The following is a 22102-nucleotide window of genomic DNA, read 5'->3' on the forward strand; positions in this document are numbered from 1 at the left end:
GGCCTCTTCGGCACGTACCGATGTTCGCAGCGCGCATAAAAGAAAGCGAAGAGGGACATGAAGACGAACGTCACCTTCCCCAGCAACGGCCTCACTCTCGCCGGACACCTGTACACCCCGGGTACCCCGTCGGCCGGCCCCGCGCCTGCCGTCGTGGTCGGACACCCGGCCATGGGCGTCAAGGAGCAAACCGCGGCGGTCTACGCCGAGCGCCTCGCGGCGCGGGGCTTCGTCGCCCTGACCTTCGACGCCGCCTACCAGGGCGAGAGCGAGGGCGAGCCGCACGGGCTGGAGAACCCGTTCCAGCGGGCGGACGACTTCCGCAACGCGGTCTCCTACCTGGCCACCCGGGACGACGTCGCCGCGGAGCGGATCGGGGTGCTCGGTATCTGCTCCGCCGGCGGGTACGCGCCCTTCGCGGCGCAGACCGACCACCGGATGAAGGCGGTCGCCACGATCAGCGCCATGGACCTGGCGGGCTTCTTCAAGAGCGGCGACCCGGCGGGCTTCGCGACGATGGTCGAGACGGCCGGCCGCCGACGCAGCGAGGAGGCGGCCGGCGAGACGCCCGCCCTGGTCAGTGTGCTGCCGGAGCTGGACCAGATCGACGCGTCGACCCCGGAGCTCGTCCGGGAGTCCGTCGATTACTACAAGACGCCGCGCGGCGGGCACCCGCGTGCCACGGGTCTGTGGGTGGCGCGCAGCGCGGACCAGCTCGACCAGTTCGACGCCTACGCCCAGGTCGACAAGATCGCACCGCGCCCGTTCCTGATGATCGCGGGCACCGAGGCGGCCACCCGTCCGTTCAGCGCGCACGCAGTCGCCAAGGCCGGCCGCACGGCGGAGCTCTTCGACATCGAGGGCGCGACCCACGTGGATCTGTACGACAAGGACGAGTACGTCACCCAGGCCGTTGCGAAGCTGTCCGAGTTCTTCGGCGCATATCTGGCTGCCTGACCCTGATCCTGTCGCGTCACTGCTCACGAGCGCACGTTCCGGCTCGGTGCAGGGGCCGGTCAACAGGTGAAATGGCCTGTCCCGGTTCTTGAGACGACGACAGGCGCGGAGCGGGACCGGCCCAACGCCGTTACGGATAGCGCAGATACCGCCGCCGCACCGCACGGAAGCGGGTGAGCTTCTCCTGCCAGGCCGCGGTGATCTCGTCCGGCCCCGCGCCCGCGTCGATCATCGTCCGTACGGCCGCGGAGCCGGTCAGCCGGTCGATGCCGTGGTCCGGCCGCCAGGCGAAGCCCTTCCAGACGCGCTTCGCGGTCACCAGCAGGCCGATGCTGGTGCGTACCGGATCGAACGCCTCCGGGTCGTGGACGTGCAGCTGGACGCCGCCGATCGTGGTGCCCTGGAACTTGGAGAAGGTGGGGGTGAAGTACGCCTCCCTGAAGTGGACGCCGGGCAGGTCCAGTTCGGTGGCGGCCGCGGCCCACCGCCGGTCGATGCCGTCCGCGCCCAGCAGCTCGAAGGGGCGGGTGGTGCCGCGGCCTTCGGAGAGGTTGGTGCCCTCGAAGAGGCAGGTCCCGGCGTAGACGAGGGCGGTGTCGGGGGTGGGCATGTTGGGGCTCGGCGGCACCCAGGGCAGGTCGGTCGCCCCGAAGAAGTCGGTGCGCCGCCAGCCGGTCATCCGGACGGTCTCCAGCTCCACCGGGCGCCCGGCGGCCTGCGGGACGAACTCGCCGTTGAACAGCAGCGCCAGCTCCGCCACCGTCATCCCGTGCGCCTGGGCGATCGGCTCCCGGCCGATGAACGAGGCGTACGCCTTGTCCAGCACCGGGCCGGTGGCCGCGCGGCCGGTGACCGGGTTCGGCCGGTCGAGCACCACGAAGCGCTTGCCGGCGAGGACCGCCGCCACCATGCAGTCGTAGAGCGTCCAGATGTAGGTGTAGAAGCGCGCGCCGACGTCCTGGATGTCGAAGAGGACGGTGTCCACACCGGAGGCGGTGAAGATGCCGGCGAGCTCCTTGCCGCTCTTGTTGTAGGTGTCGTAGACCGGCAGCCCGGTGGCCGGGTCGTCATAGCGGCCCTCGGAGCCGCCGGCCTGGGCGGTGCCCCGGAAGCCGTGCTCGGGCCCGAAGACCGCGGTCAGCCGCACCCGGTCGTCGGCGTGCATCACATCGACGAGGTGCCGCAGGTCCTGGGTGACGCCGGTGGGGTTGGTGACGACGCCGACGGTGCGGCCGTCCAGGAGGCGGTAGCCGTCGGCGGCGAGCCGGTCGAAGCCGGTGTGCACCCGCCGCCGGCCGCCGTGCGCGGGCCGTGCGGCGGCCGGGCTCGCGGCCGTGGTCAGGGCCGCTCCGGTCGCCGCCAGCCGCCCGAGCAGAACACGTCTCGACAGAGCCATCCGCACACCTCCGTGATCAACAGTCGGTCATCCCGCGGATACGTGTCGTGAGCACGCTAACGCGCACCGGCCCGCTGCGGAACGGACCCGGCGGTGACCGACAGCCCGCCCGGCGGCGGCCGTGACGCAAACGGACCTCTTCCGCCAAGACATACCGACTGGTTAGTCTGCCTGCAGCCGATTCGGCGCGACCGAGGGAGACACCGCAGTGGAAGCCGTACGGGACAAGGCCGTTGTCGTGACCGGGGCGGGCGGGGGGATCGGCGCCGCCCTGGCCCGCCGGTTCGCCGCCGAGGGCGCCCGGGTCGTGGTCAACGATCTGGACGAGGCCAAGGCGCAGCGGACCGCCGCGGAGATCGGGGCGCTCGCGGTCGCCGGGGACGCCTCCGGCGTCGTTCCGGCCGCCCGGGCGGCGCTCGGCGGCGGCATCGACATCTTCTGCGCCAACGCCGGGGTCGGCACCGGCGGCGGGCCCGAGGCGTCCGAGGAGGACTGGACGCTGGCCTGGGACGTCAATGTCATGGCGCATGTCCGGGCCGCCCGTGAGCTGCTGCCCGAGTGGCTGGAGCGCGGCAGCGGGCGCTTCATCTCCACGGTGTCCGCCGCGGGCCTGCTGACCATGGTCGCGGCGGCCCCCTACAGCGTCACCAAGCACGGCGCCTACGCCTTCGCCGAATGGCTCTCGCTGACCTACCGCCACCGCGGCATCGACGTCCACGCCATCTGCCCCCAGGGCGTCCGCACCGACATGCTGGCCGCCACCGGCGCCGCCGGCGACCTTGTCCTCACGCCCACTGCCGTGGAGCCCGAGGACGTCGCCGAGGCCCTCTTCGCGGCCATGGCCGAGGGCCGCTTCCTGGTCCTGCCGCACCCGGAGGTCGGCGGCTACTACGCGACCCGGGCCGCCGAGCCCGACCGCTGGCTGGCCGGGATGAACCACCTCCAGCAGAAGCTGGAGCAGGCCGAGGGCCGCTCCTGAGGGAGGCCCGAGCCCGTACGGACGGGTGGCGCACCGGCCGGCTGCCCGGGGCGCCACCCCGCCACACCCCCGGTGTTCCCCCGCAGGGATGATCAGGCGATCAGGAAGAAAGGGCCGCACCCGATGACCTCCTACCAGGACAAGCCGTGGCTGGCACAGCTCACCGACGCCCAGCGCGCCCCCGTCCAGCCGCCGCCCACGACGCTGCACGCCTTCCGGGCCGCGGTCGGCCGCGTCCCCGACCGTACGGCGCTCGCCTACTTCGACGGCCGGCTGTCCTACGCCGAGACCGATGCGCTCTCCGACGGCATCGCCGCCCATCTCGCCGGGCGCGGCTTCCGGCGCGGCGACCGGGCCGCGGTCATGCTGCAGAACACCCCGCACTTCGTGCTCGCCGTGCTCGGCGTGTGGAAGGCCGGCGGGGTGGTGGTCCCGGTCAACCCCATGTACAAGTCCGCCGAGATGCGGCACATCCTGGACGACGCCCAGGTCACCGCCGTCATCTGTGCCGACCGCACCTGGGACGGCTTTCTGCGCCTGATCGCCGACGGGGCCCCGTCCGTACGGATCGCGCTCACCGCATGGGAGCGGGATCTGCAGACCCGCGACGACCGGCGGGTGCTGCGCGGCGCGCGGATCGAGCCGCAGGAGGGCGCCGACGATCTGCTGACCGTCGCCCGCACCGCCGGCCCGATACGTGCGGTACCGGCCGACCCGGAACTCACCGCCGACGACCTCGCGCTGATCAGCTACACCTCCGGCACCAGCGGCACCCCCAAGGGCGCGACCAACACCCACGGCAACATCACCTACAACGCCGAGCGCCAGCGCACCGGTCTGGGCCTGCCCGACGGCGCCACCTACTTCGCGCTCGCCCCGCTCTTCCACATCACCGGCCTGGTCTGCGAACTGGCGGCCTGTCTCGTCAACGCCGGCACCCTCGCGCTCGCCTACCGCTTCGAGGCCGGCGTCGTGCTGGACGCGTTCCTGGAGCACCGGCCCGCCTACACGGTCGGCCCCTCCACCGCCTATATGGCGCTGATGGCGCACCCCGAAGTCACCCGCGACCACTTCGCGTCCTTCGTGACCATGTCCTCCGGCGGCGCGCCGCTGCCGCCCGCCCTCGTCGAGACCTTCCGTACCGGCTTCGGCCCCTACCTCCACAACGGCTACGGCCTGACCGAGTGCACCGCCCCCTGCGCCAGCGTCCCGCCGGGCAGGGAAGCGCCGGTCGACAAGGTCTCCGGCACCCTCGCCGTCGGCGTCCCCGGCCCTGACACCGTCGTACGGATCATCGACGAGCAGGGCCGGGACCTGCCGTTCGGCGAACAGGGCGAGATCGCGGTCCGCGGCCCCCAGGTCATCCCGGGCTACTGGCGCCGCCCGGACGCCACCGCCCAGGGCTTCCCGGACGGCGAGCTGCGCACCGGCGACATCGGCTTCATGGACACCGAGGGCTGGCTCTATGTCGTCGACCGCAAGAAGGACATGATCAACGCGGCCGGCTTCAAGGTGTGGCCGCGGGAGGTCGAGGACGTGCTCTACAGCCACCCCGCGGTGCGCGAGGCGGCGGTCGTCGGGGTGCCCGACGCCTATCGCGGCGAGTCGGTGAAGGCGTACGTCAGCCTGCGGCCGGGGACCGCCTCGGAACCCGCCGAGCTGGCCGCGTACTGCAAGGAGCGACTCGCGGCGTACAAATATCCCCGTGAGGTGGAGATCCTGGCCGAGCTTCCGAAGACCACGAGTGGCAAGATCCTCCGACGGGAGCTGCGCCACCGCGCATGACAAGGCACGAAGGACAGGTGAGGGCGATGGCCGGCACGAAGGACGGCAACGGCAACGGCGGGGCGAAGCCGGTGGCCCAGCGGCTGCTGGCCACCGCCACCCGGCTCTTCGCGGAGCAGGGCTACGACCGCACTTCCGTCCAGGAGATCGTCGATGCGGCGGGCGTCACCAAGGGCGCCCTCTACCACTACTTCGGCTCCAAGGACGATCTGCTGCACGAGGTCTACGGCCGGGTGCTGCGGCTCCAGCAGGAGCGGCTGGACCACTTCGCCGACGCCGACGCGCCGGTCGAGCAGAGACTGCGGGACGCGGCCGTCGATGTCGTCGTCACCACCATCGAGAACCTCGACGACACCAAGATCTTCTTCCGCTCGATGCACCACCTCGCCCCGGAGAAGGACAAGCAGGTACGCGCCGAACGGCGGCGCTACCACGAACGGTTCCGCGCCCTGGTCGAGGAGGGCCAGCGCACCGGCGTGTTCGCCGCCGACATCCCCGCCGACCTCGTCGTGGACTACCACTTCGGCTCGGTGCACCACCTGGGCACGTGGTACCGCGAGGACGGCCCGCTCAGCCCGCAGCAGGTCGCCGACCACCTCGCTGAACTGCTGCTGCGGGCGCTGCGGCCGTAGGGCGTGTCTTTCGGAGACACGCCCGAGCGCGCACGGCGAAGGGCCCCGCGACCGCCGGTGGTCGCGGGGCCCTTCGCCGTTCTGCGGCCTACGACAGGGCCTAGAGGTACTTCTTCAGCTCGCGGCGCGCCAGCGACCGCTGGTGCACCTCGTCCGGGCCGTCCGCCAATTGGAGCGTGCGGGCCCCGGCCCACAGCTCCGCCAGCGGGAAGTCCTGGCTGACCCCGGCGGCGCCGTGCAGCTGCACCGCCTTGTCGAGGATGTCCACGACGGTGCGCGGGGTGGCGATCTTGATGGCCTGGATCTCGGTGTGCGCGCCCTTGTTGCCGACGGTGTCCATCAGCCAGGCGGTCTTCAGCACCAGCAGCCGCAGCTGCTCCACGGCCACCCGGGCGTCCGCGATCCACTCCTGGACCACGCCCTGCCGGGCCAGCGGCTGGCCGAAGGCCGTACGGCTGACCGCCCGGCGGCACATCAGCTCGATGGCGCGCTCGGCCATCCCGATCAGCCGCATGCAGTGGTGGATCCGGCCGGGGCCGAGCCGGGCCTGGGCGATGGCGAAGCCGCCGCCCTCCTCGCCGATCAGATTGCCCGCCGGCACCCGTACGTCGTGGAAGACCACCTCGGCATGGCCGCCGTGGTAGTGGTCCTCGTAGCCGTAGACCTGCATGGCGCGCTTCACCTCCAGGCCGGGGGTGTCGCGCGGAACCAGGACCATCGACTGCTGACGGCGGATGTCCGGACCGTCCGGGTCGGTCTTGCCCATCACGATGAAGATCTGGCACAGCGGATTCATCGCCCCGGAGATGTACCACTTACGCCCATTGATGACGTAACCGTCGCCGTCCCTGGCAATATGCGTCTCGATGTTGGTGGCGTCCGACGAGGCCACCTCCGGCTCGGTCATCGCGAACGCGGACCGGATCTCGCCGGCCAGCAGCGGCTGGAGCCACTGCTTCTGCTGCGCCTCGTTGCCGAACTGGGCCAGCACCTCCATGTTGCCGGTGTCCGGCGCCGCACAGTTCAGCGCGGTGGGCGCCAACTGCGGGCTGCGGCCGGTGATTTCGGCCAGCGGCGCGTACTGGAGATTGGTCAGCCCCGCCCCGTGCTCCGCGTCCGGCAGGAACAGGTTCCACAGTCCCTGCTTACGGGCCTCGGCCTTCAGCTCCTCGACGATCACCGGGGTGTCCCACGGCGAGGCGAGCGCGGCCCGCTGCTCATGGGCGGTCTGCTCGGCCGGGTACACGTGCTCGTCCATGAACGTCAGGAGCCGCTCGCGCAGCTCCTCGGTACGGGCGTCGAATGCGAAGTCCATGGGTGCCTCAGCCTTCCTTGAGGGTGGTGAGTCCGTGGTCGATGAAGACGGGGACGAGCTCGCCGATCCGGTCGAACCCCGCGCCGACGGTCTGGCCGAGCGTGAAGCGGTAGTGGATGCCTTCGAGGATCACGGCGAGCTTGAACCAGGCGAAGGCGGTGTACCAGGGGAGGGCCGAGACGTCCCGGCCGGAACGGGCCGCATAGCGCTCGATCAGCTCGGCCGGCGAAGGGTGGCCGGGCGCGCCGCTGGTGGTGCTCACCGGGGACTCCGGCAGGCCCAGGTCCGAGCTGTACATCGCCAGCAGCCCGAGGTCGGTCAGCGGATCGCCGAGCGTGGACATCTCCCAGTCCAGCACGGCCTCGATGGTGTCCCCGGCGCCGACCAGGACGTTGTCGAGGCGGTAGTCGCCGTGCACGACGGTGGGCGCCGGGGAGGCGGGCAGCGCCCGGCCCAGCGCCTCGTGCAGCTCCTCGATCCCCGGCAGCTCCCGGTTCTTCGAGGCGGCCAACTGCTTCCCCCAGCGCCGCAGCTGCCGCTCCAGGAACCCGTCCGGCCGGCCGAAATCGCCGAGCCCGACCGCCTGCGGGTCCACCGCGTGCAGGTCCACGAGCGTGTCGGCCAGGGAGAGGACCACCGCGCGGGTGCGCTCGGGGCCGAGCGGTGCGAGCTGCGCGGCCGTGCGGTACGGCGTGCCCGCCACCAGCTCCATCACGTAGAAGGGCGCCCCGATCACCGACTCGTCCTCGCACAGCAGCAGCGCCTCGGGCACCGGCACCGGGGTGTCGTGCAGCGCGCTGATGACCCGGTGCTCGCGCCGCATGTCGTGCGCGGTCGCCAGCACATGGCCCAGTGGCGGCCGGCGCACGACCCAGGAGCCGGTGCCGTCGGTGATCCGGTACGTGAGGTTGGACCGCCCGCCTTCGATCAGCTCCGCCTGCAGCGGCCCGCCGGTCAGCCCCGGCCGCTCCCGGTCCAGATGCGCGCGCAATCGTTCCAGGTCGAGGCCGGGAGGCTGCTCCCGGCCCGGGGCCGGCGGGGGAGGGGTGCCCTTGCTCATCGTGCTCCTCCATGCGGAGTGGACGGTCCATCGGTCGCTGGGCACGATCATGCCGACTAGTCGGTATGGCGTCCAGTGGCCGGGCGTGGGGCGTCCGTCACGCAGGGGACTTTCGCGCCATGGGTCCTGGCTGCCCGCAGCAGGAGGGCGGAGCTCAGGCGTGACAGGCCATCGGCACCCCGCCGTTCATCGCCGTCATATCGCCGAAGGCGGCGATCGGATCGAGCGGTGCGCCCGGCGCCGCGCCCGCCAGCTCCGCATACGCCCGGTGCAGATTGGCCACCAGCCGCTCGCTCTCGGCCAGCTCGGCGAACGGCCCGAGATCCGCCTCCCGGGCCACCTCCAGCGGCGTACGGCCGGCCGCCCGGCCCTCCTGCGCCAGTCGGCCGACGAACCGCAGATAGCGCTCGATGCCGTCGTACACCTCGGGGCCGGTCACCGGCCCGTGCCCGGGGACGACGGTGACCGCGTCCAGGGAGCGCAGCAGCTCCAGCGCGCGCAGCGAGCCGGTCAGCGAGCCCATCAGGATGAACGGGGTGCCGCCGTGGAAGACCAGGTCACCGGCGTAGACGAGGCGCTGCCGGGGCAGCCAGACGAGGGTGTCGCCCGTGGTGTGGGCCACCCCCGGATGGAGCAGCCGCACCTCGATGTCGCCGGTGTGCAGGGTCAGTTCGTCGGTGTAGGTGACCTCCGGGGCCGTCAGCCGGATGTCGCCGTACTCCACCTCCGGCCACACCGCATGGAGTTGATGCCCGGCGGCCAGCAGCTCACGGCGGCAGGAGGCGTGCCCGAGGACCGTCGCCTCCGGTGCGAAGACGGCGTTGCCGTAGGTGTGGTCGCCGTGGTGGTGGGTGTTCACCAGCGTGCGGGGCGCCGGCGCGCCGCTCTCGGCGATCCGCCGGCGCAGCAGCCGGGCCCGGCGCTCGGTGGCGGCGGTGTCCACGACCAGGGTGGCGTCCCCGTCGGTGACGAAGCCCGCGTTGTTCAGGCACCAGCCGCCGTCCGGCTGGATGAACGCATGGACGCCGGGGGCCAGTTCGGTGAGATAGGGCTCGGGTACGGCGGTGCCAGCGGGTGGTGCCGCCGGGGCCGGCCCGTCGGCGTCCGGCCCGGTGGTCCGTGCCGGGTCCGCGGAGTGCTGCGCCGGCGTGGTCGGTGCCGTCTCGTCGCCCATGGTGTCTCCCGTCGTCCGATGACCGTCCGATGACCCGTCAGCCCCGTGGCCCGGGCCCCTGGTGCCGCGGGGGTCGCGTCACGCTACCGCCGCCGGGCGCCGCGGCGGCACCGCGCCCCGTCGTCCTCACCCCGGCCGCACCAGCATCACCCCGCCGCACAGTGCCGGGGCGAGGGTGCAGCCGACCAGCAGCAGGGCGGTCCGCGGCGGCAGGCCCGGCGGACGGCCGGTGGTCATGGCCTGCATCCGGCGGTGCGCAAGCGCCACGAAGGCGAGCCAGAACAGCCCCATCAGCACCACCAGAATCACCTCCACCGCCCCAGGCGCCCGGCTGCCCAGCAGCTGGCGGCCGGCCAGCACCGCCATCGCGGTGGCCGACAGCGTCGTACGCCGCCACGCCAGCCTGGTCCGCTCCGGCTGCAGCCCCGGGTCCCGGTCGGGAGCCGGACGCGGCGCCCCCGCGTCCGGCCGCGTTCCGCCCGCCACCGGTCAGCCGGTCCGGCCGAGCAGCACCAGCACGACCACCGCCACCGCCAGCACGCCGACGGCCAGTGCCAGCGCCGTGGGGAAGCGGGTGACCGGCAGGTCCTCGCCGCGCCGCATCGCCCGCTCGCAGCGCACCCAGTGATTGACCGCCCGCAGCGCACACAGCGCCCCGCCGGCCAGCAGCACCACGGTGAAGGTCACCCGCATCCCGGGGTGCAGCCGGGGCAGGAACTGGTCCACCGCGAACCCGCCGCCGATCAGCGCCAGCCCGGTGCGCAGCCAGGCGAGGAAGGTGCGCTCATTGGCGAGCGAGAAGCGGTAGTCGGGGGTGGTGCCCTCCGCGCGGATCCGCGCGGGCGCGAACCACAGCCGTACGGCCGCGCCGGCCGACCGCAGCCCGTCAGTGAGGATCATGGCCGCAACCTTAGGTCCGTCCCGTGCCCCGGTCGCATCAGAGGTCCCCCGCCTCCCGCCGGGCGAGCAGCTCCCGGTAGGCGGCCAGCCCGTCCGGCGTCCACGGCCACACGTCGAGCTGCCGGGCGAGCTCCTCCTCGGTCAGGAACGCATACCAGTCGATCTCCGCCTCCTGCGGGGCGACCGGCAGGGTGCAACGCACCTGGTAGACCGCCGACCACCAGGTGTGCTCGGCCGTCTCGTAGAGGAACTTGAACAGCGGCTCGGGCCGGGCCAGGCCCTGCACGCCCAGCTCCTCCTCCGCCTCGCGCAGCGCCGCCTCGTCGTAGCTCTCGCCTGTGCCGACCACCCCGCCCACGAACATGTCGTAGTGCGCGGGGAAGACCAGCTTCTGCGGGGTGCGGCGGTGCACGAAGATCCGGTCCTCGGCGTCCCGGACCAGGATGAAGGAGCTGCGGGTGCGCATTCTGCGGGCGTAGGCCGCACCGCGTGGGGCCTGCCCCACGACCTGATCGTTCTCGTCCACGACATCGAGGATCTCGTCCGCGTTGAGCGGTTGCTGATCGGTCATGAGGTCTCCTTCGTGGATACCCCCGGCTTCAGCCGGGGGAGGAAACGAAGCTCCCGCGTGAGCGGGGCAGGGAAAGGGCAATCGCCTCCAGGGCGATTGGCCGTACAGCCAGCATGGGCATGAGGCTGCCCACAATGATCAAGAGCTCTCAACTGTCAGTCCTCCCAGGTAGGTTCAGGTCCATGACGACGGACGCGAAGACCACGGACGGTTCCGGGCACTGCCGGTACACCTTCCGTCTGCGCCTGTCGTCCACGGCCCGGCATGCCCTCGAAGCCGAGTGGGACCGCTGCCGGTGGATCTGGAACGAATGCGTCGCGAAGTCCAAGGCCGTACACCTGCATAACAAGGCGCGCCCCGAGGACAAGCAGACGTGCGGGCCGGTTCAGCTCGCGAAGCTGCTGACCGCAGCCCGCGCGGTGACGCCCTGGCTGGCTGAGGGCGCATGTGTTCCACAGCAGCAGTTGGTACGAGACTTCGGCAAGTCCCGCGCCAAGGCCCTCAAGGACATCAAGGCTCGGCTGCCGATGCGGCAGCGGTCCGGGATGCCGAAGTACAAGAAGAAGCGCGAGGCCCTGCCGACGCTGGAGTACACCAAGCGCGGGTTCCGGCTCAAAGACGGCCGTCTCCACCTGGCCGGCGGAACCGTGCTGGGGGTGGTGTGGTCGCGCGAGCTGCCCAAGCCCCCGTCCTCGGTGCGGGTCTACCGAGACAGCATCGGGCACTGGTACGCGTCCTTCGTGGTGGCCACGACGATCGAGGCCCTGCCCGCCACAAGCCGCGTGATCGGCATCGACTGGGGCGTGAAGGAGACCGCGACCACCACGTCCGACGCCCATGACCTGCCGCACGCGCAGCATGGGAAGACCCCCGCGCAGAAGCTCGCGAAGTACCAGCGGATGATGGCTCGCCGCAGGCCGAAGAAGGGCCGGCCGGGTTCGAAGGGCTATCGCGAGGCGAAGCGGCAGACCGCAAAGCTCCACAAGAAGGTTGCCCGGCAGCGTCAGGACACCGGCCGCAAGTGGGCCAAGCGTGTGGTCCGCGATCATGACGCCCTGGCCGTGGAGGACTTCCGGCCGAAGTTCCTGGTGAAGTCGACCATGGCCCGCAAGGCGGCTGATGCCGCGATCGGCGCGACGAAGGCCGCGCTGGTCGAGATGGGCCGCAAGCACGGGCGGGATGTTCGCCTGGTGCACCCCGCGCACACCACGATGGATTGCGCACAGTGCGGAGCGAGAACCAAGCACGCACTTCCCCTCTCAGAACGAACGTATGCCTGCACCGCGTGCGGAGCTGTCTCGCCCAGGGACAAGAATTCCGCCCGCGTGATGCTGCTCCGGGCTGGTCTTCAACCCGGCTGGTGCTGATCGTGTAAGACCTACGCGCCCGCCGGGCCGCAGGCAACGTGAGCCAGGAATCCCCCTCGTTTACGAGGGGGAGGAGTCAAGAGGCCATGCAATCACCACCAACCACGAACGATCACGAGCGGGGGCCGCACCCCGCGGGGCGCCGTTCCCGCCACGCCGTGGCCGGGTCCCCGCGCAGGGCACGAGGAGGGCCCGGACGGCGGAGTGCGCGCGGGGCCGGACGGGTCACGGGGGCGGGGCTGCGCTCCGGAAGAGGCGCCCAGCAACCCGGCCTCAGCGCGGCTCCAGCTCCCGGACGTCCTCCCGCCGGCCGGCCCCCGGCGGCATCGCCGGATGGCTGCCGATCAGCACGATGCCCGCGACGACGGCCACGATCCCGGCCACCTCCCAGGCCAGCGCCCCGGCCGTCACCTGGAGCCGGTCGCCGAGAAACCCCACCCCGCAGGCGATCCCGGCGAGCGGCTGGGCGGCGGTCAGCGCGGGCAGCGAGAGCCGCAGCGGCGCCGACTCGAAGGCGCTCTGCACCAGCACCAGCGCCAGCACCCCGAGCACGACGATGGCGTACGGCTGCCAGCTGGTCAGCAGGGCGCCCCAGCCGCCGCTCCCGAAGCGCTCCCCGCTGATCCGGGTCAGGGCGTCCTGGAGCCCGTAGAGGAGCCCGGCGGCGACGCCCAGCAGGGCGGCCTCCAGGCTCACATGCACCCGCTCCCGCTTGGCGACCGCCGCCAGCAGCAGGGCGGTGCCCAGCACCATGCCCATGATCAGCCACTGCCAGGTCTGGTCGGCGCTGCTGGCCCCGCCCTGCGGACGGCCGGCCACGATGAAGGCCGTCACCCCGCCGGCCAGCAGCCACAGCCCCGCCCAGCCGCTGCGGCCTAGCCGCTGCCGGGTCAGCCGCCGGGACAGCGCCATCGCGAACAGCAGATTGGTCGCCAGCAGCGGCTCCACGAGAGTGATGTCGCCCATCCCCAGCGCGATCGCGCCGAGCGCCATCCCGGCGACCATCAGCCCGATACCGGCCACCCACAGCGGCATCCGCACCAGATCGAGCAGCAGACGGACCGAGAGGAAGTCCTTCATCGGGGCGTGCTGCGCCGCGGCCTGCTGAAACACGAAGCCGAGTCCCAGACAGCACGCCGCTCCAAGGGCGAGCAGTATCACCGTCACGTCGCACCTCGTATCGCGCGGGGTGGGGGATTGCGCCTGAGGATAGTCATCCGGCGTCGGGCGTGGGGTGGCCCTCGTCACCCACCATTCTCCCGCGCGCCCTGCGGTACCGCGCAGTAACCCTGTGGTTGACGCGGCAGTCGGGTGCGCTGAGGATCGTTCCACCACGGCGGCCGGGGCGCCGGGCGTGCCCCGTTGAGGAGAAGCAGATGGCGTACGACGCTGATGTGATCGTGATCGGAGCGGGGCTCGCGGGGCTGGCGGCCACCGCGGAACTGGTGGACGCCGGACGCAAGGTGATCCTGCTCGACCAGGAGCCCGAGCAGTCCCTCGGCGGGCAGGCCCACTGGTCCTTCGGCGGCCTCTTCCTGGTGAATTCCCCCGAACAGCGCCGGCTGCGGATCCGCGACAGCCAGGAGCTGGCCTGGCAGGACTGGCTGGGCACCGCCGGGTTCGACCGGCCCGAGGACCACTGGCCGCGCAAATGGGCCGAGGCCTATGTCGACTTCGCGGCCGGTGAGAAGCGCTCCTGGCTGCACCGGCAGGGCGTACGGCTCTTTCCCGTCGTCGGCTGGGCCGAGCGCGGCGGCTACGGCGCGACGGGGCACGGCAACTCCGTCCCCCGCTTCCACATCACCTGGGGCACCGGGCCGGGGCTGCTCGCCCCGTTCCTGCGGCGGGTGCGGGCCGGGGCCGCCCGCGGCCTGGTCGAGCTGCGCTTCCGCCACCGGGTGACCGGACTGTCGCGCCGCGCCGGGGGCGTGGACACCGTCAGCGGTGAGGTCCTGGAGCCCTCGGACGTCCTGCGCGGCCGGCCCAGCAGCCGTGAGGTGGCCGGCGCCTTCGAGCTCCGGGCCCAGGCCGTGATCGTCACCTCGGGCGGTATCGGCGGCAATCACGGGCTGGTGCGCGCCAACTGGCCCGAGCGGCTCGGCAAGCCCCCGCGGCGGATGCTCTCCGGGGTGCCGGCGCATGTGGACGGCAGGATGCTGGGCATCGCCGAGGCCGCCGGCGGCCGGCTCATCAACCGTGACCGGATGTGGCACTACACCGAGGGCATCGAGAACTGGAACTCCATCTGGCCGCTGCACGGCATCCGGATCCTGTCCGGGCCGTCCCCGTTGTGGCTGGACGCCCGCGGCCGACGGCTGCCGGTGCCGCTGTTCCCCGGCTTCGACACCCTCGGCACCCTTGAGCACATCATGTCGACCGGCCATGACCACACCTGGTTCGTGCTCACCCAGAAGATCATCGAGAAGGAGTTCACCCTCTCCGGCTCCGAACAGAACCCCGATCTGACCGGAAAGAGCATCCGCGGGGTGCTGGGGCGGGCCCGGTCCGGCGCGCCCGGCCCGGTGCAGGCGTTCATGGACCAGGGCGCGGACTTCGTCGTCGAGCGGTCGCTGACCGATCTTGTCCGGCGGATGAACGAACTGACCGTGGAGCCGCTGCTCACGGAGGAGGCGGTGCGTGGCGAGATCGTGGCGCGGGACCGGGAGATCGCCCACCCCTTCACCAAGGACCTCCAGGTGACCGCGGTACGCGGGGCCCGCAAGTACCTCGGCGACCGGCTGATCCGCACCGCCGCGCCGCACCGGCTGCTCGACCCCAAGGCCGGCCCGCTGATCGCCGTACGGCTGCACATCCTCACCCGCAAGACGCTCGGCGGTCTGGAGACCGACCTCTCCTCGCGGGTGCTGACCGACGACGGCACACCGCTGCCGGGTGTGTACGCGGCCGGTGAGGCGGCCGGGTTCGGCGGCGGCGGGGTGCACGGCTACCGCTCACTGGAGGGCACCTTCCTCGGCGGCTGTCTCTTCTCCGGCCGGACGGCGGGGCGGGCGGCGGCCCGGGCGGTGTCCTGAGCGGTGTCCTGAGCGGGCCGGGCCGGGGGAGGGGAGCGACGGGCCGGGAGAGGTCGGACGACACCGGGTCCGGTTGGCCCGCCTGCCCAATACCGTGATACGTAACGGGGGTTGGCGGATCCAGCCATTCCCCTTCGCGTCTTGACGCGGAGCTCTGCGTACCGCTTTGCTGTCCGTGATGACTGGTACGGACCACGCCATCACCCTCTGTAGAGGCGCGCACAGATCCGGCCCCACCCGCCGAGGACGGCTCGGTACGGCGAACGGCCGGTGCGGCGCGTCATGGAGCCCGCTGACCCGTGATCTCGATTACCCCGTCCCCACCGCCCCCACCGTCGTCCCTCGTGCCCACCTGCAGCCCGGACCTGCGGACCCTCGCCCCGGCCCTCGGCGATGCCGAACTGGCCGTCACCGCCGATGCGCTGGCGCTCGGCCAATGGGCCCGGGTGCGCACCCTGCTCACCGGGACCGGCGCCGACTGGGATCTGCGCGGCCACCGATTAACCGTCCTGGCCACCTCTCCCGGCAGCGCCGCCTGGGCCGCCGACTGGCTGCTCGCCGAACCGGACAGCGGTGACGCCGCCACCCTCCTGGCCCTCGCCACCGTCCGGCTCGCGCTGCGCGGCGCGAGCAGCACCACGGCCGCCGCCCGGGCGTGTGCGATCGCCGCCGGGATGCTGCCCGACGACCCCACCCCGTGGCTCGGCGCGCTGATCCTCGCCCGCCGCTGCGGCACCCCGGACGGACAGGAGCACGCCTTCCGGCAGATCCGCGCGCGGCACCGCGACCACCATCACGCACACCACCTGATGACGGCCGCGCTGGCCGAACGGCAGCCGGACGGCGGCGACGGCCCGCGGCACCCGGCCCATGACTTCGCCGCCCGGGCCGCGGAACGCGCCCCCGCCGACTCCCCGCTCGCCCTGCTGCCCGTCGTGGCGCACGCCGAGCGCTACCGCGCACTGGCCGCCGCGGGCCTGGCACCGCCCGACCCCGCGGACTCGGGCCACTGGTCCACCCGGCACGCCCATCACGTCTTGCAGGCCGCCTTCGACTGGTGGCTGGAGTGGGAGGGCGAGGACCATCCGCGCCGCACGATCGATCTCAACTTCCTCGCCCACGCCATGTTCCACGAGGGGCGGATGGCCGAGGCCGCCGCGCTCTTCCAGCGCATCGGCCCGCACCCGACCCGCGCCCCGTGGTCGTACGCGGGCCGCGACGCCGAGGCCGCGTTCCGGGCCGCCCGCGCCACTGCCCTGCGCCGCGCCGGGACGCCGGCGCCCGGGGCCGCGGCGCTGATGACGAAAGTCTGACGCCGGGGCCCGGACGCTGGCCCCGGCGGCCGCGGGGTGTTCGAATCGTGGAATGACCAAGGACGCGAATCCGGCCCGCGCGGCGGGCGGCGGCGAGGACGGGCGCGGCGCCCCCGTGGGCCGCCGCGTGGTGCTCGGCATGCTCGCCGCCGGTGCCGCCGGCGTCGCCGCGGCGCCCTTCCTCCAGCGTGCCTACGACGAGACGCTCGGCGCCGCCGCCCAGAAGGACCCCACCGGGCTGTCCGGTCTGCTCCCGGCCGGCGGCGGTTTCCGCTACTACTCGGTGACCGGCTCCGTACCGGACAAGGACGCCCGCACCTACCGCCTCACGGTCGACGGCCTGGTCCGCCACCCCACCAGCTACCGCCTCGACGACCTGCGCCGGATGCCGCAGACCCGGCTCGTGCGGGACGTCCAGTGCGTCACCGGCTGGCGGGTGCCCGGCACCCCCTTCGAGGGCGTCCGCCTCTCGGCGCTGCTCGACGCCGCCGGTGTCCGCCCCGAGGCCAAGGCGGTCCGCTTCACCTGCTTCGACGGCGCCTACAGCGAATCCCTCACCCTCGCCCAGGCCCGCCGTGACGACGTCCTGGTCGCCCTGCGGATGCAGGACAAACCGCTGGCCCATGCCCACGGCGGCCCGGTCCGCCTCTATGTCGCGCCCATGTACTTCTACAAGTCGGCGAAGTGGCTCTCCGGGATCACCGTCACCGACCATGTCGCGCCCGGATACTGGGAGAACCTCGGATATGACGTCGATGCCTGGGTCGGCCGGTCGAACGGACGCGACGATGCCCCCACCACCTGACGAGCCGTCCGCGGCCCGACCTCGGGTACGGCGCTTCACCCCCGCCGAACACCGGGTCCACCAGGCCACCGCCGCCCTGATGGCCGTCTGCGTGCTCACCGCGGGCTGTCTCTACCTCCCCTTCCTCGCCGAACTCGTCGGCCGCCGCGCCCTGATGGTCACCGTCCACGAGTGGTCCGGCATCCTGCTGCCGGTGCCCGTGCTGCTCGGCCTCTTCTCCCGGGCCCTGCGCGCCGACCTCACCCTCCTCAACCGCTACGGCCCGCACGACCGCCGGTGGCTGAGTGCCGCCCTGCGCCGCCGCGGGGGCCGCCCGGCCGGAAAGTTCAACGCCGGCCAGAAGCTCTACGCCGCCTGGATCGCCGGCGCCGTGCTGGTGATGCTCGGCACCGGCCTGCTGATGTGGTCCACCCTCCCGCAGGCGCTCGGCCTCGTCCGGGCGGGGACGCCCGTGCCCCTGGTCTGGCGCACCGGCGCCACGTTCGTCCATGACTGGCTCGCCCTCGCCGTGATCCTCGTGATCGCCGGTCATGTCGGGAAGGCGTACGGCGATCCCGAGTCCCGCCGCGGGATGCGGACGGGCACCGTCGATGCGCGGTGGGCCCGGCGCGAGCATCCGCTGTGGCGGCATGGGGACGGGGCGCGGGACGAGATGCGGGACGGGGAGCACGACGGGGAGCACGACGGGGCGCGGGACGGGAACCGGCGCGAGCCACGGGCCTGACGACCCGTCCGACCTGCCGGGGTATCAATTTCAGACAGCTATGCAGAGAACCCTCTGCAAAGGACCCTCTGCGGTCCTAGCCTGCCGTCCATGACCGACACCCCTGGGCCGCCGTCGCGGCCGGCCGCCTCCGGTGCTCCGCCCACCCGGCAGATGGACGCCCGCAGTCTGCGCGGCCTCGCCCACCCCCTGCGCATGCGCATCCTGGAACTGCTCAGGCTCGACGGCCCGGACACCGCCACCGGGCTCGGCGGCCGCCTCGGCGAGAACACCGGCACGGTCAGCTGGCATCTGCGCCACCTCGCCGCACACGGCTTCATCGAGGAGGAGACCGGGCGCGGCACCCGGCGCGAGCGCTGGTGGCGGGCGGCCCGGGTCAGCAACAACCTCAACACCACCGAGTTCCGCGACGATCCGGACACCCGCGGCGCCCTGTCCGTCTATGTGCACGAACTGGTGCAGCAGCAATTCCACCGGGTCGTCGACTACCTCACCCAGGACTGGGACGCCGAGTGGCGGCACGCCGGCACCCTCACCCAGTGGCACGACCTGCGGCTCAGCTCCGCACAACTGGCTGCGCTGAACGAGGAGTTGGCCGAGGTCGTCGACCGGCACCGGGCGGCGGCGCAGCGCGCGTCCGGTGCCGGTGAGCCGGAGGGGCAGCCGGTCCTCGTCCAGCTGCAGTCCTTCCCGCGCAAGGGGCGGGGCGAGCGATGAGCGGACTGCTGCGCCGGCACCGGGACTTCCGGCTGCTGTGGTGCGGGGAGACGGCGGGCAAGTTCGGGGCGGCACTCACCAATGTGGCGATGCCACTCGTGGCCGTGACCACCCTGCACGCCTCCCCCTTCGCGGTCGGACTGCTCGGCGCCTGCGGCTGGCTGCCGTGGCTGATCATCGGGCTGCCGGTCGGCGTATGGGTGGACCGGCTGCGGAGGCGTCCCCTGATGCTGGGCGCCGCCGGTCTGTCGCTGGCGCTGTTCACCGCCGTCCCGCTCCTCGCCCGGTCCGGCGGACTCCCGCTCGGCCTGCTGATCGCCGTGGCCCTGCTGGCCGGTGCGGCGGCGGTGGTCTTCCAGACCGCCTACAGCGCCTATCTGCCCACGCTGCTCGCCCCGGCCGACCGGGCCGAGGGCAACGCCAAGCTGCACGGCAGCGCCTCGGCGGCGCAGCTCGCCGGCCAGGGGGCGGGCGGCCTCCTCGCCCAACTCGCCGGCGCCGTCAACGCGTTGTCCGTCAACGCCGCCACCTTCCTGATCGCGCTGCTGTGTCTGCGGGGCATCCGGCACCGTGAGGCGCGCCCGGCGGCCCGCGAGCGGGGGCTGCGGGCCATGACCGCGGAGCTCGCCGAGGGGCTGCGGCTGGTCGCCGGCGATGTGTGGTTCCGTACGCTGACGCTCTTCGGCGCCGTCTCCAACCTCGCGCTCATGGGCTATCAGTCGATCGCCGCGGTCTTCCTGGTCCGCGAGGTCGGCCTGGCGCCCGGCGCGGTCGGCGGGCTGCTGGCGCTGGGCGCCTCGGGAGGTGTCGCGGGTGCCTTCCTGGCGCGCCGGGCCGCCGGCCGGTTCGGCACCGCCCGCGCCCTGCTGCTGTCCGAACTCGGCCTGTCCAGCGCCGCGTTGCTCATGCCGCTCGCCGTCCACGGCGCCGGGGCGCTGCTCTACGTCGCGGGCAGCTTCGGCGTCAGCGCGGGGGTGGTGGCGGGCAACGTCCTCAAGGTGGGCTTCCAGCAGCGGTACTGCCCGCCTGCCCTGCTCGGCCGGCTGATCGCCGGCAGCGCCTTCCTCAACTACGGCACGCTGCCCCTGGGGGCGCTGCTCGGCGGGGCGCTCGGCTCGGCCCTCGGTGTCCGCCCGGCCATGTGGATCACGACCGCAGGTGTGCCGCTGGCCGCCCTGGTCCTGCTCTTCTCACCGATCGGGCGGGTGCGCGACCTGCCGGTACGGTCAGTGGAGGACGAGCCGGGGCCCGGTGCGCGCGGCCCGGAGCCGGCGGGGCGGGACGGCGTGACGCCACTGCCGGGGGCCTGAGGCAGGGACCGTCACGCGGGGCGCGTCACCCGGCCGGTTGCAGTGCCGCTGCGTCCGTGGCCGGCGGCGGCCCCACGGTGGGCAGCTCGACCTCGAAGCGGCAGCCCGCCCCGGCGTTGCGCACCGTCGTCCGGCCCTCATGTGCCTCCACGATGCCGCGCACGATCGCCAGCCCCAGCCCGGCGCCGCTCTCGCCGTCCGCCCGCGGTGTGCGCGCCGCACCGCCGCGCCAGCCGGTGTCGAAGACCCGCCCCAGATCCTCCGGCGGGATACCGCCGCAGCTGTCCTCCACCGCCAGCACCACCCGGCCCTGCTCCTGCCGTGCGCTGACCGCGACGGTCCCGTCGGCCGGGGTCGCACGGATCGCGTTGACCAGCAGATTGCCCAGGACGCGGGTGAGCTGCTGGGCGTCCACCTGCACCGGCAGCGGCACCACCCCGCCGGCCACCAGCCGCACCCCGCTCGCCCGCGCCAGCGGCCCGGCGCCCGCGAGCGCCTCGTCCACCAGGTCGTAGACCGACACCCGGGACAGCGTCAGGGACAGCGCCCCGGCCTGGATCCGGGAGAGCTCGAAGAGGTCGTCGACCATCGCGGCCAGTCGGCCCACCTCGACCCGCATCCGTGCGTGGTAGCGCGCGGTGTCCTCGGCGACCCCGTCCTCCAGCGCCTCGGCCATCGCCCGCAGCCCGGCGAGCGGGGTGCGCAGATCGTGGGAGATCCCGGCGATCAGCTCCCGCCGGGAGGCGTCCAGGGCCCGCTCGCGCTCCCGCGCGTCGGCAAGTTGCGCACTGGTCTCCTCCAACGCCCTTGACAGTGCGGCCAGTTCGGCCGTCGGCGGCTCGGTGGGCGCCACGAAGCCGCCCTCGCTGCCGACCGTACGGGCCGAACGAGCCAGCTCCCGGCTGCCCGCCGCGATCCGCCGCCCGAAGAGCAGCGCGGCCGCCAGCGACACCACTCCGGAGACGGCCACCACGGCCATCACCACGCCCAGGTCGTGCCCGGACAGGAACATCGCCTGGGCGACCGCCACCGTGCCCGCCGCCATCGCGGCCACCGCCAGCGCGGCCACCGCGAACAGCGACAGCGCGACCGAACGCCGCCGCAGGACCCGTACCGCGGGCGCGGCGAGCAGTCCCGCCAGCGCCGCACCGAGCGCCGCCAGCGCCACGATGACCAGGAAGTCGGTCATGACAGCAGGTCGCCTTCCAGCAGCGGCCCGTCCTGCGGCGGCTCGCTCCGTACGGGGTCGAAGCGGTAGCCGGCGCCCCAGACCGTCGTCACAAGCCGGGGCGCGGCCGGGTCCGCCTCGATCTTCTCGCGCAGCCGCCGCACATGCACGGTCACCGTGGACAGATCGCCGAACTCCCAGCCCCAGACCCGGTGCAGCAGCTCGTCCCGCGAGAAGACCTGTCCGGGGTGGCGCATCAGGAAGACCAGCAGATCGAATTCGCGGGCGGTCAGGTTGAGTTCCCGCCCCGCACGCTCGGCCCGCCGGCCGGCGGGGTCGGCGCTGAGGTCCCCGGCCCGCAGTACGGCGGCCGCCGACGCGGCCGGCGGCGCGGACTCCGCACGGCGCAGCACCGAGCCGATCCGCAGCACCAGCTCCCGCGGGCTGAACGGCTTGGTCACATAGTCGTCCGCGCCCAGCTCCAGGCCCGCGATACGGTCCGCCTCCTCGCCGCGCGCGGTGAGCATCACCACCGGCACCGGGGGGCCGTCGGCGGACCGGCGCAGCCGCCGGCACACCTCCAGGCCGTCGAGGCCCGGCAGCATCAGATCGAGCACGACCAGATGCGGGCGGAGGTCCGCGGCCCGGTCGAGGGCGGCGAAACCGTCGGAGGCGTGCGCGGTGGCGTAGCCGGCGCGGGAGAGATAGCCGGTGACGACCTCGGCGACGGTCGGATCGTCCTCGACGACCAGGACACGGCGCGGCGGCCCGGATACGGTGCCGGGCGGCGGCGCGGAGGGCGGTGTGGCGGGGTGCACGGGGTCAGCGTGCCATTCCCGGGAGGCGGCAGGTCATGGTGCCAGCCAACACCAGCACTCGCGGCGGCGGGCGGCCGGG

At 73.0% G+C, this 22102-nt stretch carries 20 protein-coding genes and 1 pseudogene; 11 read left to right on the forward strand and 10 right to left on the reverse strand.

What is annotated here, in order from left to right; genetic code table 11:
* The first annotated feature begins 57 nt into the window (after positions 1-57).
* Positions 58-957: an alpha/beta hydrolase gene (locus CPH93_RS27825; protein ID WP_096214407.1), complete on the forward strand. Its 900-nt coding sequence runs from the start codon at positions 58-60 to the stop codon at positions 955-957.
* Between the two features lie 130 nt (positions 958-1087).
* On the opposite strand, the gene CPH93_RS27830 is transcribed toward CPH93_RS27825, so the two are convergent.
* Positions 1088-2353, reverse strand: coding sequence for an exo-beta-N-acetylmuramidase NamZ family protein (locus CPH93_RS27830; RefSeq protein ID WP_096214408.1), 1266 nt, complete (start codon positions 2351-2353; stop codon positions 1088-1090).
* A 208-nt stretch (positions 2354-2561) separates the two neighbouring features.
* On the opposite strand from CPH93_RS27830, the gene CPH93_RS27835 reads away from it, so the two are divergent.
* The 3 genes from CPH93_RS27835 to CPH93_RS27845 all read left to right on the forward strand — a co-directional run bounded on the left by CPH93_RS27835 (position 2562) and on the right by CPH93_RS27845 (position 5749).
* The gene (locus tag CPH93_RS27835; RefSeq protein WP_096214409.1) at positions 2562-3332 is read left to right on the forward strand and encodes an SDR family oxidoreductase; all 771 of its coding nucleotides are present in this window, start codon (positions 2562-2564) and stop codon (positions 3330-3332) included.
* Positions 3333-3455: 123 nt separating this feature from the next.
* Positions 3456-5117, forward strand: a complete 1662-nt coding sequence (locus CPH93_RS27840) for an AMP-binding protein (RefSeq protein WP_096214410.1) — start codon at positions 3456-3458, stop codon at positions 5115-5117.
* A 26-nt stretch (positions 5118-5143) separates the two neighbouring features.
* The gene (locus tag CPH93_RS27845) at positions 5144-5749 is read left to right on the forward strand and encodes a TetR/AcrR family transcriptional regulator (RefSeq protein WP_096214411.1); all 606 of its coding nucleotides are present in this window, start codon (positions 5144-5146) and stop codon (positions 5747-5749) included.
* A 100-nt stretch (positions 5750-5849) separates the two neighbouring features.
* Here CPH93_RS27845 and CPH93_RS27850 read toward each other — a convergent pair whose 3' ends face one another.
* The 6 genes from CPH93_RS27850 to CPH93_RS27875 form a co-directional block, all read right to left on the reverse strand.
* On the reverse strand, positions 5850-7064 hold the full coding sequence (locus CPH93_RS27850) for an acyl-CoA dehydrogenase family protein (protein ID WP_096214412.1): 1215 nt from the start codon (positions 7062-7064) through the stop codon (positions 5850-5852).
* A gap of 7 nt (positions 7065-7071) precedes the next feature.
* A complete protein-coding gene (locus CPH93_RS27855; RefSeq protein ID WP_096214413.1) occupies positions 7072-8124 on the reverse strand; it encodes a phosphotransferase family protein in 1053 nt (350 codons plus the stop codon).
* A 154-nt stretch (positions 8125-8278) separates the two neighbouring features.
* Positions 8279-9298, reverse strand: a complete 1020-nt coding sequence (locus CPH93_RS27860) for an MBL fold metallo-hydrolase (protein ID WP_093482391.1) — start codon at positions 9296-9298, stop codon at positions 8279-8281.
* A gap of 126 nt (positions 9299-9424) precedes the next feature.
* Positions 9425-9784 carry a DUF202 domain-containing protein gene (locus CPH93_RS27865; RefSeq protein ID WP_093482390.1) on the reverse strand — a complete coding sequence of 120 codons (360 nt, stop codon included), beginning with the start codon at positions 9782-9784 and terminating at the stop codon, positions 9425-9427.
* 3 nt (positions 9785-9787) lie between these two features.
* Positions 9788-10198, reverse strand: a complete 411-nt coding sequence (locus tag CPH93_RS27870) for a YidH family protein (protein ID WP_093482389.1) — start codon at positions 10196-10198, stop codon at positions 9788-9790.
* A gap of 37 nt (positions 10199-10235) precedes the next feature.
* On the reverse strand, positions 10236-10769 hold the full coding sequence (locus CPH93_RS27875) for an NUDIX domain-containing protein (protein WP_093482388.1): 534 nt from the start codon (positions 10767-10769) through the stop codon (positions 10236-10238).
* Positions 10770-10951: 182 nt separating this feature from the next.
* On the opposite strand from CPH93_RS27875, the pseudogene CPH93_RS27880 reads away from it, so the two are divergent.
* A pseudogene (locus CPH93_RS27880) lies at positions 10952-12149 on the forward strand (RNA-guided endonuclease InsQ/TnpB family protein); the annotation flags it as partial.
* Positions 12150-12409: 260 nt separating this feature from the next.
* On the opposite strand, the gene CPH93_RS27885 reads toward CPH93_RS27880, so the two are convergent.
* Complete coding sequence (locus CPH93_RS27885) at positions 12410-13303, reverse strand: DMT family transporter (protein ID WP_096214415.1); 894 nt, start codon at positions 13301-13303, stop codon at positions 12410-12412.
* A gap of 209 nt (positions 13304-13512) precedes the next feature.
* Here CPH93_RS27885 and CPH93_RS27890 point away from each other — a divergent pair, with 209 nt between their 5' ends.
* The 6 genes from CPH93_RS27890 to CPH93_RS27915 all read left to right on the forward strand — a co-directional run bounded on the left by CPH93_RS27890 (position 13513) and on the right by CPH93_RS27915 (position 20037).
* Positions 13513-15168 (forward strand): FAD-binding dehydrogenase, encoded by a 1656-nt coding sequence (locus CPH93_RS27890; protein ID WP_096214416.1) that lies wholly within the window; start codon positions 13513-13515, stop codon positions 15166-15168.
* Positions 15169-15512: 344 nt separating this feature from the next.
* Positions 15513-16481 (forward strand): hypothetical protein, encoded by a 969-nt coding sequence (locus CPH93_RS27895; protein WP_096214417.1) that lies wholly within the window; start codon positions 15513-15515, stop codon positions 16479-16481.
* A gap of 52 nt (positions 16482-16533) precedes the next feature.
* Positions 16534-17286, forward strand: a complete 753-nt coding sequence (locus CPH93_RS27900) for a molybdopterin-dependent oxidoreductase (RefSeq protein ID WP_093482384.1) — start codon at positions 16534-16536, stop codon at positions 17284-17286.
* A complete protein-coding gene (locus CPH93_RS27905; protein WP_096214418.1) occupies positions 17270-18010 on the forward strand; it encodes a cytochrome b/b6 domain-containing protein in 741 nt (246 codons plus the stop codon). The genes CPH93_RS27900 and CPH93_RS27905 overlap by 17 nt, the downstream gene beginning before the upstream one ends.
* 90 nt (positions 18011-18100) lie before the next feature.
* A complete protein-coding gene (locus CPH93_RS27910) occupies positions 18101-18727 on the forward strand; it encodes a helix-turn-helix domain-containing protein (RefSeq protein WP_096214419.1) in 627 nt (208 codons plus the stop codon).
* A complete protein-coding gene (locus tag CPH93_RS27915; protein WP_096214420.1) occupies positions 18724-20037 on the forward strand; it encodes an MFS transporter in 1314 nt (437 codons plus the stop codon). Before CPH93_RS27910 ends, CPH93_RS27915 begins: the two co-directional genes overlap by 4 nt.
* Before the next feature lie 25 nt (positions 20038-20062).
* On the opposite strand, the gene CPH93_RS27920 is transcribed toward CPH93_RS27915, so the two are convergent.
* Together CPH93_RS27920 and CPH93_RS27925 are read right to left on the reverse strand one after the other, a co-directional pair.
* A complete protein-coding gene (locus CPH93_RS27920) occupies positions 20063-21226 on the reverse strand; it encodes a sensor histidine kinase (RefSeq protein ID WP_093648838.1) in 1164 nt (387 codons plus the stop codon).
* Entirely contained in the window at positions 21223-22023 is an 801-nt protein-coding gene (locus tag CPH93_RS27925; protein WP_096214421.1) for a response regulator transcription factor, read from the reverse strand. Before CPH93_RS27925 ends, CPH93_RS27920 begins: the two co-directional genes overlap by 4 nt.
* Positions 22024-22102: the final 79 nt, after the last annotated feature.

The sequence above is a fragment of the Streptomyces sp. 2323.1 genome, from assembly GCF_900221035.1.
Taxonomy (GTDB): Bacteria; Actinomycetota; Actinomycetes; order Streptomycetales; family Streptomycetaceae; genus Streptomyces; species Streptomyces sioyaensis.